The following is a 14,080-nucleotide window of genomic DNA, read 5'->3' as shown; positions in this document are numbered from 1 at the left end:
CAGTTCAAGGGTTGATCGTCCGGGAGCCCTGGTCTTCCGACCGGGCCTGGTTGTGGATCGCTTCGTACACTTCCTGGCGATGGACGGTCACGTCCTTGGGGGCCGTGATGCCCAGCCTCACCTTGTCGCCTCGGATTTCGATCACCGTCACCGTGATGCTGTCGCTGATGATGATCGATTCGTTCGTCTTGCGGGAGAGAACCAGCATCGCCGCTCCTCTCTGGTGCCTATCGCGCGGTGCGCGAACCATCCGATGTCAGGACCAGAACGCCGTGAAGAAAGACGAGTGCGTGGTAAGACCAGGCATGATCCTTCTTTAAAACAACTGTACATACGGAAGATGGGCGGTCAAGGGGACGCGGGAATTTTCATCACGGTCGGCAGGCGCCCGAGAATCGTCGCCGGCCTCCCCGACGGTCCCCCTGCCCCGCAAGGTTCAGTCTCGCAAGAGGTTCAGTGGTCGACGCCGGTGCTATACCGGCGGTAGAGCCGTCCGAGGCCGAGGTCGTGGATTTCGGCCTCGACGTCGGCGTTGTCGGTGGGGTGGATCGTCTCCTTCAGCTCGACGACGAGGAGTTCGATGAACTTGGCGCGGGCGCGCTGGAGGTTCTTGCGGAAGGCTTCCGGGGTGACGGGGGCGCCGACGAGGGCGGCGAGTTGCTCGGCGATCTCGTCGATGGACGCCTTGGGGTGGTCGCGACGGAGTTGGAGGACCGTGGCGTAGCGATTTTTGGGCGTGGTCGCCTGGTAGGTCTCGAGCCTCGACCAGACGCGGTTGAGGACGGCCTCGCGCCAGACGCGGTCGAAATCCTCGTCGGGCTGGGAGGCGTCGAGCAGGTCGCCCGGGGGGAGGGCCTGGAGCTTCCGGGTCCGGAAGTGGTCGATGATGAGCCGGTGCAGGACGGTGCGAAGGTAGTCGCGGAACCGGCCCTTGGTCTTGTCGGCCCCGGCGAGCTTGCCGGTGAGGAGCTTGGTCCAGAACTCCTGGAGGACCTCGTCGGCGAGGTGTCGGTCGCGGACCTTCAGGTGGATGTACCGGGTGAGCGCGTCGTGATAGCGGCCGACGAGCTCGCCCATCGCCTGCTGGCTGTTGGGGCCCGGGCCGTGGGCGCTGGTGATGGTGGTCCAGTTGGTCTGGATCTCGGTCAGCCGTTCTTCGGGCGTAGACATGGCGGGCGTCCCATGGGCCGTGTCGGCCGTCGCAGGCGACCCCTCCGAGAACCGGCCCTCGGCGTTTCACGGGAAACCGCTTCGGGGGCCGTCGGGCCGCACTTCCATCTTTTCATCGTACGACTTCTTTCATCGTACGACAGCCGCCGCGTCGGCCGCACGGGCCAGATCAGGGATTTGGAGAAGTGGGCTGGCGACCGCCCCGGCCGGGTGCGATCCGTGGCTGCGGCGGGCTATCCGGGGACGCGTTGCCGACGAATACGCCCGGCAGGACTCGAACCTGCGACCGACGGTTTAGAAAACCGTTGCTCTATCCGCCTGAGCTACGGGCGCGTGGGTAGTGGATCGGCCGCGCGACGAGACCCCGACCGGCCCCCGGCGGGCCCGGCCTGAATTCCGACGTCGGATGCGCCCGGCAGGATTCGAACCTGCGGCCTGCGGTTTAGGAAACCGCCGCTCTATCCACCTGAGCTACGAGCGCCTCATCGATGCCGGACTGATTCTCGTCTGGAAGGCCCTCGGTGTCAACGTGTCAACGGAGACACGGCGACGTGGGCGTCCCGGACGGTCCGGTCGCGGGGCCGTACGCCGCTCGCCGGGCGGGGCTTTCGATCGCGGGCGAGGTTTTGGGCGAGCGCCTCCCCTGTCCGTCCGCCTCGCCGGTTGCGTATCATAGACTTCGATGGGGGGACGAACACGACTCGAACGGGCTTCGAGAGGGATCATGTCCGAGACCGAGTCGACCAGCCAGGGGTCGTACCGGACCCGCATCGGGAGCTACGGGATCATGCACCCCCTGGGTTCGGGGGGGATGAGCTCGGTCTATCGCGCTGCGCACCTGGAGACCGGTCACGAGGTCGCGCTGAAGGTCCTGCCGCCTTACATGGCGCGGAACTCCAACATCCTGAAGCGATTCGTCTCCGAAGCCCGCAGCGCCGAGGCCTTGCAGCACCCGAACATCGTTTCCATCTACGACCGGGGGAGCGACGGGGACCGCTACTATCTGGTGCTGGAATACATCGAGGGGGGCGACCTTCACGACTACGTGCAGCATCGCGGGCCGCTGGAGCCCCACGAGGCGACCGGCCTGATCGTCCAGGTGGCGAGGGGGCTGGAGTACGCGGCGTCGCGAGGGGTGATCCACCGCGACGTGAAGCCGTCGAACCTGTTGCGGACGCCCCTCGGCGAGGTCAAGATCACCGACCTCGGCCTGGCCCTCCGTCCCGAGTCCGAGGACGAGCGGGTGACCCGCGAGGGGACGACCGTCGGCACGGTCGATTACATGTCCCCGGAGCAGGCTCGAGACAGCCGCGCGACAAGCATCCAGAGCGACATCTACTCCCTGGGCTGCACGTTCCACTACCTCCTGACGGGCCTCCCCCCGTTCCCCGGCGGCGACATCACCGAGAAGCTGACGAAGCACGCGCGGACCCCCCCGCCCGACGTCCGGGAGGTGCGGCCCGAACTCCCCCCCGCGCTGGCGGCGCTACTCCAGCGGATGATGGCGAAGCGCCCCGAGGACCGCTACGCAAGCTACCGCGAGCTGCTCTCCGCCCTGGGCGCGCTGGGGGGCGACGAATCGAGCGTAGCGCTGGTCCCGATCGACGAGGAGCCGGCGACCCGTAGGCCCGGTCGCGACCGCCCTGGCCCGAGCCCCGGCCCGAGCCCGACTCCAGTCGCGGTCCCGGCGCCTTACCCGCCGCCCGACCCGGTTCGGCGGCCCGCCTCGTCGCTCCCGGAAATCTCGCTCGCGTCGCTCGCACCCGACCTGCTGGAAGAGGCCCGGACCTCGGTCTCCCCCGCCGGGGCCGCGACGCCGATGCTCCTGAGCCTTCCCGGCCCCCCGGCGGGCGGGACCACGCTCCCGAAGTCCCGGACCTCGACGGAGGTCTCCGAGGACGCCTGGATTCTCCGCTGCGTGGTGATCGGCGCCATCGTGATCGTCGTGGTGATCGGCATGGACCTGATCCTGCGGCCGTTCCCGGACCCCACCTCCTCACGCTTCCCCGAGCCGGCGGCGACGTCCCGGCGCCGAAGCCATGAGGAACTCGACGAGGCGCCGCGGCTCGCCGCGACCGCTCCGCCCATCCCGTCGCCGGCCCCGGTCCCCTCGGCGACGGCCGACGTCGAACGGCCGGCGGACGCCGCGGCCCCTGCCGAGGCGTCGAGCTGGGTCGAGCCGAGCGATCCCCCGCAGGCGGCCCTGCCGCCGAAGACGTATCCGGTCGAGGTCCTGGGGAACTACCTCCCGGACTGGGCCCGCAAGCCGGTCGCCACCCAGGTCGACGGCCCGACGACGGTGGTCCGCCGCGCGGCCGACGACAAGGACGCCGGCGCGGTTTCCTCGCTCCGACTGGCCCTCGACGTGCCTCGGGGAGTGGTGGAGCTGGCCGACGTCGGGCCGTTCACGGTCGACGACCTGAGGGTCTCGGGCGAGGCCCGAGTGATCCGCTCGCGTCCGGGCTACCGCGCCACGGTCCTGATCGAGGGCCCCAAGCTCGACGCCGTGCGGGCGCTGCCGGGGGTGTTCTCGCTCGACGGCCGGGAGTTGACGCTGGACTCGCTGGACCTGGTGGTCAACGTCCGCGACCTGGGAATGAACCAGCGGGCGCTCTTCCACGGCTCGGGGTTCCGCCTGACGCTGAGGAACTGCACGGTCACCATCTTCAACCCGGCCCGCGCCCCGTTCGCCTTCCTCCGGGCCGACGACGCGACCCGGCCCCCGCGGCCGTCTCGGGTCCGGATCGAGGACAGCCTGATCCGGGGCGATGTGGCGACGCTCCTCGAGCTGAACCGGGGTCAGGTCGACGTGGCGGCCTTCCGCTCGATCCTGGCCGTGGAAGGCCCCCTGGTTCGCACTCCCGACGCGGCCCCGCAAGCGGAGCATCGGCTGTTCATGCTGGGGGCCGTCGCGGGCTGCCGAGGCCCGTTCATCGACCTCGGCGGCGGTCCCCGGTCCGACGCCCAGGCCCGTCGACTCCGCGTCCGCGCGTTCGACTCCGTGCTCGGTCGGTTCCATGGGACGGGCGTGGCGAGCCTGACCTCCAGCGACCTGCCCGACGCGGACCTCGGCCGAATGCTCGACTGGGCGGGGTCTAACAACCAGTTCGCCGGCTGGGCTGGGTACTTCTGCACGGGCCCGGAGCATACGATCCGGTCACGGAACCTCGCCGCGTTCCGCTCCACGTGGAACACCGATGGCGCGACCTCGCGGGAGATCTCGACCGAGTGGCCGGACACGCCGTGGGTGGCCGACCTGGCGCCGACGACGCTCCGCCCCTACGTCCCCGGCTGGGAGGCGATCGTGGACGCCGTGGCCCAGTCCCGGCCGTATCTGATCTATCGGACGCTCTTGAACTTCCCCACTCCCGCCACGCCCGGGATCGCCGCTCCCAGCGGGCCGCTCCCCCCAGGGGCCGTCGACCTGACGTTCGACGCCGACGCCTCCACGCCGTACGACGGCGATCTCGGGGCTTTCCTGCGCGACCGGGCGGGAGCGGCCGGGGGACGGCTCCGAGTCCGCGTGGTCGGCTCCGGGACCAGACGCTTCACGCCCGTCCGGCTCCCCGCCGGCTCGACAGTCGAGATCCGGGTGGAGCCACCGGCCGACCCTGTGGCGGCCTCGCTCGTTTTCGCGCCCGCCCCGGGGGTCGAGGGAGAGGCCCTGATCGCGGCGACGGGTGGCGTCCTGAGCCTCTCGGGCCTGCGGTTCCGCGTCGAGGAGGAGACCAGGATCAACTCCTTGATCCGGGTCGACGACGGATCGCTGGCGCTGCGGCTATGCGAGCTGAGCGTTCCCACGGGGCTGGAACGTCCGCCGATCCTCGTCTCGTTCCGCGCGGCGACGACCCGTCCCCGACCGAGCCCGGTCGAATCCTCGCCGCTGATCGACGCCCCGGACCGACCGGTCGCCGTCCTCTCCGAGTGCGTCCTGACCACGACCGGGGACGCCCTCCACGCCGAGGTCGGGAGCGGCCTCGTGGCGCTGTCGAGGTGCATCCTGGCCGCGAGGGGGGACGCGATCGAACTCCACCCGGCGCGGGTGTCGCGCTCGCGGTTCCTCGCCGACCTGATCGTGGAACGCTGCACCGTGGCGGTCGGCGGGGCCGCCGTCCGGATGTCGGCCTGGCCGGGCGAGGCCCCTGGGCCCGATCGCCCCTGGCTGGTCTCCAGCAGCGACACGGCGTACGTCGACTTCTCCGAGCGTCCTCCCCGGACGAGCGTACTCTGCCGGGCCGACGTCGACTGCTTCGCCCAGGGCCAGGTCTTCTGGAGCCAGCGGAACGACGCGATCGAGGTCCAGGGATACGCCGCGGCCGGCGAGGCGCCGCTGCCGAACCGCACCCGCGACGTCGTCGCGCAGTGGATCGACCTCTGGGGCGGCACTCATATCCGGGAGGTGAGCGGCCCCCGCACGGGGGCGGCCGCTCCCACCGTTCGCCTTCGAGGTCGGGGGCGCGGCGGTCGGATCGAGGCGACCGACCTGATCCTCGAGCCGAACCCCAACGCCGCCCGCCCCCGGTTCGACGTCGGCGCGCCCGCCTCGGTCCTGGAACTCGGCCGACCGCCGGCCCCCGGCCGCAAGCGCTGAGGTCCCCGCCCCGAATCGGACGATCGCTGTTCCCCTCGCGGCGCCCGACCGCGATAATTGCGATGTGCCCCTTCTCCGATTCGAGAGGCGTCCACGCGACAGGGAGGACCGGACGCGATGGCGAGGATCGAGCTTGTCGGCGTGCTGATCACCGGCAGCCTTCTGGCGGCGGGAAGCCCCCCGAGCTTCGCCTCGGCGGAACAGGCCGCCGGCGGGAAGGCGCAGGCCGGCCCCGGCGGGGGGGATCCCACCCAGATCCCGGCCGCGGCCTCCTCGGGCTGGGGGTGGGGCTGGGGATGGTATCGACCCTACCCGGTCGTGCGAGGGACCCCGAACGGTCCGGTGACGACGGTCCACGTCCCGTTCGGCGGCGCGGGCGGCGGAGCCGTCTTCTGGGCCTTGCCGCCGTCCTCCGGCCCGACGGTTCCCGTCCCCCCGCCGGGATTTCCCCGCCCGGCGGCCGTCCGCCCGACGTTCCGCGTGAAGAAGGCCGACCTGGAGCGCGCCGAGCGCTACACGACCTACGGCGACCGGATGTTCCGGGTCGGGAACCTCAAGCGGGCCGAGGATCGCTACCGTCAGGCGATCCGCCTGAACCCCCATGTGGCTGGCCCCAGACTCCGGCTGGCGCAGGTGGCCCTGGTGCGCGAACGCTACTCCGAGGCGGCCGACCTGCTCCGGGAGGCTGAGACGGCCGAGCCGGGCTGGATCCTCACGGCGAAGGACGTGCAGGCGCTCTACGCCGAGCCCGCCGACTTCGCCCGGCACCTCGCCAGGCTGGAGGAGCATCTGCACCAGAAGCCCGAGGACCGCGACGCCTGGTTGGTGCTGGGCGCCCAGTGGTTCCTCTCGCGTCGCGAGAACAAGGCGGCCGACGTCTTCCTCCGCCTGGACGATCCCCGGCGCAAGCCCGACGTGGCCCTCGCCGCGTTCCTCGACGCCGCTCGGCTCCGCGACCGCGAGCCGCCGCCGCTCGATCCCGTCGCGCCCGAGCCGGGCCGCGACCCCTTCCAGCCCCCGGCTCCCTGAGCCCGACGACCCTCGGACCCATGACGTGACACCTCGATACTACGCCGCCGCCTGCCAGATCGACCTTCCCTGCCCTCGCTCGCGCGACGAGATCGCCGGCCGCGTCGACCACATGCTGACGATGGTCGACCGGGCGGTGGTCGGCTACACGCCGTTCTTCGACGTCCGGCTCGTCGTCTTCCCCGAGTTCGCGCACGCCGTCCCGATCTACGCGACGGTCGAGGAGTTGACCGACAGGCTCGCCCTGGCGATCCCGAACGAGCACACCGACCGCTACTCCGCGAAGGCCCGCGAGCGCGGGATCTACATCCAGACCGGCACCTTCCTGGAGGTCGACCCGCGCTGGCCGGGCTCGGTGTTCAACACGTCTTGCCTGATCGGCCCGGACGGGATCCTTAGCCGCTACCGCAAGGTGAACCCCTGGCTCCCGTGGGAGCTCCACGCCAGCCCCCACGACCTGCCGGGCTACGACGAGCCGCTCTTCCCGGTGGCGGAGACCGAGATCGGCCGCCTGGGCGCGGCGATCTGCTACGACTGGCTGTTTCCCGAGGCGATCCGCGCCCTGGCGCTCGCGGGCGCCGAGGTCCTGATCCGGGTCTCCGCGTACATGGACCCCTGGGGCGCGACCCCGCCGATGGACTGGTGGACGCTGTTCAACCGGGCGCGGGCCGTGGAGAACCTGGCGTACGTGGTGGCCTCGAACCAGGCGGCGTCGGCGGCGAACTACCCGCCGTTCTCCTGGCCCGGGGGGAGCATGGTCGTCGATTTCGACGGCCGCATCCTGGCCCAGGCCGATCCCGGCCCCGGCGAGAAGATCGTCGTCGGGCCGATCGACCTCGCCGCGCTGCGGGCCGAGCGCGACCGCCGCCAGGGCCATCACATGCTTTCGCAGCTGCGCACCGAAGCCTATACTGGGCTCTACGCCCGGCCGATCCATCGCCGGCCCGATTGATGAACCACTGGGGAAGCCTCCATGCCTCTGGGTCCCGTCCGCCGCCGTCCCCGGCTCGCGCCCGCCTCGCTGATTCTCGGCCTCGCGCTGGCCCTCGCCCTCGCCGCGACGGGGGGCTGCGGGGGGGAGGACGAGCCGACCGAGATCCCGGCCTCGCCGCCGCCGGGCAAGGGGCTGCCGAGATTCGCGGACGCGCCGGGCCTCCCGGCGCGACTGACCGCCTGAGCCGAAACGCACGACGGCGCCGCCGCCCAGGCGCGGTCCGGGCTCCCCGCAGGCCCGGCGCTCGCCCGGGCGGCCCCTCTCCGAATCCACGACACGAGGTCGCAACTCATGGGCGTCGCAACCCAACGGCTCCTGATCCTCTCGACGGCCCTCGGCCTGGTCGCCGGTTGCGCCCGCCCTCCCTCGCCCGAGGCGGTCCCCGAGGCCGCGTCGCCCCGGGATGCGGCCGAGGCCCCGAAGGATGAGATCCCGGCCGATCGGCTCGACGCCGCGATGGCCGCGCACCTTCGTGGGCTGGGGCTGATGGAGCAGTACGAGTACCGCAAGGCGGCCGAGGCGTTCCGCGAGGTCCGCCGGCTCGCGCCCGACTGGTCCGCCGGGGCGGTGAACCTGGCGATCGCCCTGCTCAACGACGGCGGCGTCCAGGCCGAGCAGGCCAAGAAGTCCGGGGGCGGGAAGGCCCCGTCCAACTTCGACGAGGCGCTCGAACTCCTCAGGGGCGTGCTCGACCGGAAGCCGGACGACCCCCGCGCACTCTTCTGCCAGGGGGTGATCCTGGCCCAGCAAGGCGACGCCGTGGGGGCGCACCCCTTCTTCCGGAAGGTCGCCGAGATCGACCCGCTCGACGCGGCCTCCTGGCTCTGGGCCGCGAACACCGTCACCAACGCCCAGGACCCCAACCTGCCGGTCGGCCCCGGCGAGGCCCCGCTCAAGATCGAGCTGCTGAACAAGGCCCTCGCGGTCGACCCCTACCTGGTCTCGGCCCTCTACCCGCTGGCATTCGCCTACCGGCTGAACGGCCAGCAGGACAAGCAGCGCGAGACGCTCAAGCGCTGGCAGCAGCTCGACCCCGACCGGCCGGGCGCGGTCCCCGGTCCGGGGAACGTCGTCGTGAACTCGTACGGCGAGATGGGCCGTTACGGGGCGATCGCCTCACCGGTCGCCGCCGCCGAGGCGACGGGCCCCGCGCCAGCGCCGGCCCCTCGGTTCGAGGCCCTCGCGCCGTTGCACGTGAAACTCGCCGAGGGAGATCGCTGGGCGGCCCCGGCCGACTTCACCGGCGACAAGGCCGTGCTCGACCGGGTCCGCGCCCGCTTCGGGGCGGGGATCGCGAGCTTCGACGCCGACGGCGACGGCCGGCTCGACCTCTACCTGACCGCGGCCGTCATCGGCCCCCAGGGGATTCGAGACGCGCTCCTGCTGAACAAGGGGGAGGCCGGGTTCGAGGACGCCACCGCGGCGTTCGGGCTGCCGGTGGACCGGGCCGGGACCGGCGTCGCCGCCGCCGACTTCGACGCCGATCGCCGCGTGGACCTGTACCTGACGGGCGTGGGGGGCGACCGGCTCCTCCGCAACGTCGACGGCGCGCGGTTCGAGGACCTCACCGAGACGCTCAAGCCCGACGGCCCCCCCGCGCTCTCGCTCACGGCCCGCTGGCTCGACCTGGACCAGGACGGCGATCTGGACCTCTACGTGGTGAACTACACCACCGCCGAGCGCGCGGACGACGCCTTCCGGGACGACGGCCGTGAAGCCCCGCCGGGCGTGCCGAACACGGCGTTCCGCAACGACGGCCGACCCCCGGCGATCGCCGGCAAGCCCGAGCCCGCGTGGACTCCTTTGGCGACCGTGGACAACGTGACGACGACCGGCGGGCTCTCGCTCGCCCTCGTCCCCTGGACCGGCGAGGACGCCCTCCGCGACGAGACCCGCCGCCATACCGGGATCGCCCTCGCCGATTTCGACGGCGACCGCGATCTGGACCTCATCCTCTCCTCGGACGACGGGCCTCCGGTCGCCGTGCTCAACGAGCGGCTGGGACGGTTCCGGCCGATCCCCATCAAGGGGGTCGACGCGAAGACCGAGACCGCGGGGCTGCTCGTCATGGACCTCGACGACGACGGCCGTCCCGACCTGGTCGCGCCCTCGGCATCCGGCCCGCTCCTCGCCTGGCGGAACCTGACCGGGAGGGCCGTGGCCGAAGACCTGTCGCCGACGTTCGAGTCGTTCGCGAACAACGCCCAGGGATGGCGGTCGGCCCTCGCCGCCGACCTCGACCTCGACGGTCGGTTCGACCTGGTCGGCCTTCGCTCCCGTCCCGCCGCCGACGCGAGGCCCGAACCGGCGATCGACTGGCTCCGGGGTGAAGGGACGCGACTGGCGATTCAGGACCCGCCGGCGCTCGCCGACCCGGCCGAGGGGCTCGCCCTCGTCGACCTGGCGGGTGACCCGCTCCCCGACCTGCTGGTCGTCCCGACGGGTGGGCCGCCGCTGCTGGCCCGGAACCTGGGGAACGGCAACCGCTGGCTGGCGCTCGACCTGGCCGGACGCTGGCGGGTGCAGCCGGAGCTGATGCGGACCAACCCCCACGCCATCGGCGCGAGGCTGACCGTCCAGGCTCGGGGGATCGACGCGTCCTACGATCACACGACGCCCGCCGCGTCCCTCGGTTCCGCTCCCGGCCCGGTCGTGATCGGGCTCAGAGACCGGCCGGCGGCCGACGTGATCCACGTCCTCTGGCCCGACGGCGTGATGCAGGCCGAGTTGAACGTGGCCGCCGACGAGCGACTCGCGCTCGCCGAGCGGAACCGCAAGACCGGGAGCTGCCCGGTCCTTTTCACGTGGAACGGCGAGCGGTTCGTCTGCCTGGGCGACTTCCTCGGCGGCGGCGGGATGGGGTATCTCGTCGCCCCCGGCGTCTACAGCCAGCCCGATCGCGACGAGGCCGTGGCCATCGCCGACGATCAGCTCAGGCCGGAGCAGGGGGCGTATCGGATCTCCATCACGGAACCGATGGACGAGGTCGCGTACCTCGACCATCTGACGCTGGACGTGGTCGACCGGCCCCCGGGGGTTTCGGTCGCGCTCGACGAGCGGTTCGCCCCGACCGGGCCCCGGCCCACCGGCGAACTCCGCGCCTGGCGGACGGCCGTCGATCCGGTCCGCGCCACCGATCTGAAGGGGAACGACGAGACCGAAACCCTGAAGCATTGGGACCGCAAGACGGTCGACGGCTTCGCGAGGCTCTCGGGATGGGTCGGCTACGCCGAGGAGCACGGGATCGTCCTGGACTTCGGCGACCGGCTGTCGGGGTTCGCGACGGACGATCGGCTCCTGCTGGTCCTGGCGGGGTGGGTGGAGTACCCGTACTCGCAGACCAACTACGCCGCCGCGACGGCCGGCGTGGCGCTCTCGCCGCCGGCGATCGAGCGGCTCCGGGACGACGGCTCGTGGGAGACGATCGAGCCCCACGCCGGCTACCCGGCCGGGCTCCCCCGGATGACGACGCTCGACCTTTCGGGGAAGCTCGACGGGCCGCGCTGCGTGCTTCGAATCCGCACGAACATGGAGTGCTACTACGACCAGGCGTTCGTGGCCGTCCGCGACGCCGAGGCCGAGCGCTCGCTCCGCACGACCTCGATCCCGGTGGCCCGCGCGGTCCTGGGTGCCCGGGGATACACCCGCGAGGTCTCGCCCGACGGCCGGCTCCCCCTGGTCTACGACTACGACTACGTCGACCCCGCGCCGCTGGCGCGGATGTCGGGCAGGCTCACGCGTTACGGCGACGTGGCCGCCCTGCTCCGGGCCGACGACGATCGGCTCTGCGTGGTGGGCCCCGGCGACGAGGCCCGGATCGAATTCGCGGCCGACGCCCCGCCCCCGCTCCCGGAAGGCTGGAGCCGGAGCTTCGTCCTGCGATCGGTCGGCTACTGCAAGGACGCGGACCCGTTCACGGCCGGGAGCGATTCGGTCGGGCCGCTCCCCTGGCGCGGGATGCCCGAGTTCCCGTTCGCCGATCCGGACGCCCGACGCCCCCGCGACGACGACCACGCCGAGTACCTGCGGGCCTACCAGACGAGGCCGGCGGGAGGGCCGGCGGGCCTTTCGCGCTGATTCCGGCGCCGGAAGCCGTTAAGCTGGAACGCCACGCCGCGGTCGACCGGACCGCGTCCCCACCTTGAGCGCGGAACGAGACGATCATGGCCAGCGACGACGTCACGACCATCCTACGCCGGATTCGCAACATCGGGATCATCGCCCACATCGACGCCGGCAAGACGACGACCACCGAGCGGATCCTCTACTACACCGGCGAGATCCACCGGATGGGGGACGTCGACAAGGGGAACACCACGACCGACTACCTGGAGGAGGAGCGCGAGCGCGGGATCACCATCGTCGCCGCCGCGATCACCTGCCACTGGAAGGACCGGCTGGGCGAGCCGACGACGATCAACATCATCGACACGCCGGGGCACGTCGACTTCACCGCCGAGGTCGAGCGGTCGCTCCGCGTGCTCGACGGCGCCGTGGTGATCTTCTCGGGCGTCGAGGGGGTCGAGGCCCAGAGCGAGACGGTCTGGCGGCAGGCGTCCAAGTACCACGTCCCGCGGATCTGCTTCATCAACAAGATGGACCGCATCGGCGCGGAGTTCGAGCGGGTCTACAACGAGATCGGCGAGCGGCTCGACAGCCACCCGATCCCGCTCCAGATCCCGATCGGGGCCGGGCCGGAGGGCTCCATGGGCGCCTTCCAGGGCTTGATCGATCTCATCGCCATGAAGGCCCTGTTCTTCAAGACCGAGGACCTGGGCTCCACGTCGACGATCCAGGAGATCCCCGAGGACCTGCGGCTCGACGCCGACGCCTGGCGCGAGACGATGCTGAACGCCCTCTCCGAATACGACGAGACGTTCGCCGAGCAGTACATGGCCCATCTCGACGGCGCCGAGCTGACCGAGGAGATGATCCACCAGGCGGTGCGCCGCGCCACCCTCACGGGCGGAGCGCAGCCGGTCCTCTGCGGGTCGAGCTTCAAGTACGTCGGTGTGCAGCGGCTGCTGGACGCCGTGTCGTTCTACCTGCCGAGCCCGCTCGACGTCCCGCCGGTCGTGGGGCTCCATCCCAAGAAGGGGACGGAGCTGTCCCGGAAGCCCAGCCCGGACGAGCCGTTCTGCGGCCTGGTCTTCAAGATCACCAACGACGCCCACGGCGACCTGTCGTTCGTCCGCGTCTACTCGGGGGTCCTCAAGGCGGGCACCCGCGCGTACAATCCGGGCCGCGAGGAGAAGGAGAACTGCTCCCGGCTCTACCACATCCGGGCCGACGACCGCGAGCAGGTCGCCGAGGCGATGGCCGGCGACATCGTCGGCGTGGTGGGCCTCAAGCGGTGCGCCACCGGCGACACCCTCTGCGACGCGGCGCACCCGATCCTGCTGGAGCGGATCGAGTTCCCCGAGACGGTCATCAGCATGTCGATCGAGCCGGTCAGCTCGGCCGACAAGGGGAAGCTCTCCGACACGCTCAACGCCCTGGCCCGCGAGGACCCGACGTTCACCTTCAAGGTCAACGAGGAGACCGGCCAGACCCTGATCTCGGGCATGGGCGAACTCCACCTGGAGATCCTCAAGAACCGGATGACGCGCGACTTCAAGCTGAAGGTCCACGTCGGCCGCCCCCGCGTCAGCTATCGCGAGACGATCAAGAAGGCCGTGAAACGGGTCGAGGGGACGTGCGTCCGGCAGACCGGCGGCACCGGCCTGTTCGCGAAGATCAAGATCGACGTCGAGCCCGAGGTCCAGCCCAAGGGGGCGCCGGTCATGCAGTTCCTCAACAAGATGAAGGGGGCGTGATCCCCGGCGAGTACATCCCGGCGATCGAGGCGGGACTGCGGGAGGAGGCCAAGTCCGGCGGCAAGACGGGCTATCCGCTCGTCGACCTGAAGGTGACGCTGGTGGACGGCGACTACCACGACGTCGACTCCAGCGACATGGCGTTCCGGTTCGCCGCGTCCGACGCCCTCCGCAACGCCATCGAGCAGGCCGGGCCCGTCCTCCTGGAGCCGATCATGCGGCTGGAGGTGGTCACCCCCGAGGACTACCTGGGGAACATCACCGCCGACCTCGCCAGCCGTCGCGCCCTCATCGAGCGGACCTCGACCCGGGGTAAGCTGATGGTCATCGACGCCCGCGCGCCCCTGAAGGAGATGTTCGGCTACTCCACGGCCGTCCGCAGCCTCTCGCAGGGCCGGGCCAGCTACACCATGGAGCCGCTCGAATACGCCGCCGCCCCCGAAAGCATGCTCGAAGCGCTCACTGGCTGAGGCCGAGGAC

The 14,080-nt window shown here is 71.3% G+C and carries 7 protein-coding genes, 2 tRNA genes and 1 pseudogene; 6 read left to right on the top strand and 4 right to left on the bottom strand.

All coding sequences use genetic code 11. The features are described 5' to 3' along the window. Positions 1 to 4: 4 nt before the first annotated feature. The 4 genes from csrA to VT85_RS02750 form a co-directional block, all read right to left on the bottom strand. Entirely contained in the window at positions 5 to 208 is a 204-nt protein-coding gene (gene csrA / locus VT85_RS02765; protein WP_068410184.1) for a carbon storage regulator CsrA, read from the bottom strand. Between the two features lie 245 nt (positions 209 to 453). After that, a complete protein-coding gene (locus VT85_RS02760; protein ID WP_068410181.1) occupies positions 454 to 1,170 on the bottom strand; it encodes an RNA polymerase sigma factor in 717 nt (238 codons plus the stop codon). A gap of 259 nt (positions 1,171 to 1,429) precedes the next feature. Next, a tRNA-Arg gene (locus tag VT85_RS02755) sits at positions 1,430 to 1,503 on the bottom strand. 74 nt (positions 1,504 to 1,577) lie between these two features. Then, a tRNA-Arg gene (locus tag VT85_RS02750) sits at positions 1,578 to 1,651 on the bottom strand. 243 nt (positions 1,652 to 1,894) lie between these two features. On the opposite strand from VT85_RS02750, the gene VT85_RS02745 reads away from it, so the two are divergent. The 6 genes and pseudogenes from VT85_RS02745 to fusA all read left to right on the top strand — a co-directional run bounded on the left by VT85_RS02745 (position 1,895) and on the right by fusA (position 14,070). After that, positions 1,895 to 5,761 (top strand): serine/threonine-protein kinase, encoded by a 3,867-nt coding sequence (locus VT85_RS02745; protein ID WP_068410178.1) that lies wholly within the window; start codon positions 1,895 to 1,897, stop codon positions 5,759 to 5,761. A gap of 117 nt (positions 5,762 to 5,878) precedes the next feature. Then, positions 5,879 to 6,790, top strand: a complete 912-nt coding sequence (locus tag VT85_RS28210; protein ID WP_068410174.1) for a tetratricopeptide repeat protein — start codon at positions 5,879 to 5,881, stop codon at positions 6,788 to 6,790. A 25-nt stretch (positions 6,791 to 6,815) separates the two neighbouring features. Further along, a complete protein-coding gene (locus tag VT85_RS02735; protein ID WP_068410170.1) occupies positions 6,816 to 7,742 on the top strand; it encodes a nitrilase-related carbon-nitrogen hydrolase in 927 nt (308 codons plus the stop codon). Between the two features lie 21 nt (positions 7,743 to 7,763). After that, positions 7,764 to 7,967 (top strand): hypothetical protein, encoded by a 204-nt coding sequence (locus VT85_RS02730; RefSeq protein ID WP_068410166.1) that lies wholly within the window; start codon positions 7,764 to 7,766, stop codon positions 7,965 to 7,967. A 108-nt stretch (positions 7,968 to 8,075) separates the two neighbouring features. After that, complete coding sequence (locus VT85_RS02725) at positions 8,076 to 11,861, top strand: CRTAC1 family protein (RefSeq protein ID WP_068410163.1); 3,786 nt, start codon at positions 8,076 to 8,078, stop codon at positions 11,859 to 11,861. A gap of 86 nt (positions 11,862 to 11,947) precedes the next feature. Then, a pseudogene (fusA, locus tag VT85_RS02720) lies at positions 11,948 to 14,070 on the top strand (elongation factor G). Positions 14,071 to 14,080: the final 10 nt, after the last annotated feature.

The sequence above is a fragment of the Planctomyces sp. SH-PL62 genome (assembly GCF_001610895.1).
Taxonomy (GTDB): Bacteria; Planctomycetota; Planctomycetia; order Isosphaerales; family Isosphaeraceae; genus Paludisphaera.
The sequence above is the reverse complement of the archived record's forward strand: the minus strand, read 5'-3'. Positions and strand labels throughout refer to the sequence as shown.

Bases quoted from the DNA above. Each gene is read 5' to 3' on its own strand.
- VT85_RS28210 (WP_068410174.1), top strand. From the start codon at position 5,879: ATGGCGAGGATCGAGCTTGTCGGCGTGCTGATCACCGGCAGCCTTCTG.
- VT85_RS02725 (WP_068410163.1), top strand. From the start codon at position 8,076: ATGGGCGTCGCAACCCAACGGCTCCTGATCCTCTCGACGGCCCTCGGC.
- VT85_RS02745 (WP_068410178.1), top strand. From the start codon at position 1,895: ATGTCCGAGACCGAGTCGACCAGCCAGGGGTCGTACCGGACCCGCATC.
- VT85_RS02760 (WP_068410181.1), bottom strand. From the start codon at position 1,170: ATGTCTACGCCCGAAGAACGGCTGACCGAGATCCAGACCAACTGGACC.
- VT85_RS02730 (WP_068410166.1), top strand. From the start codon at position 7,764: ATGCCTCTGGGTCCCGTCCGCCGCCGTCCCCGGCTCGCGCCCGCCTCG.
- csrA (WP_068410184.1), bottom strand. From the start codon at position 208: ATGCTGGTTCTCTCCCGCAAGACGAACGAATCGATCATCATCAGCGAC.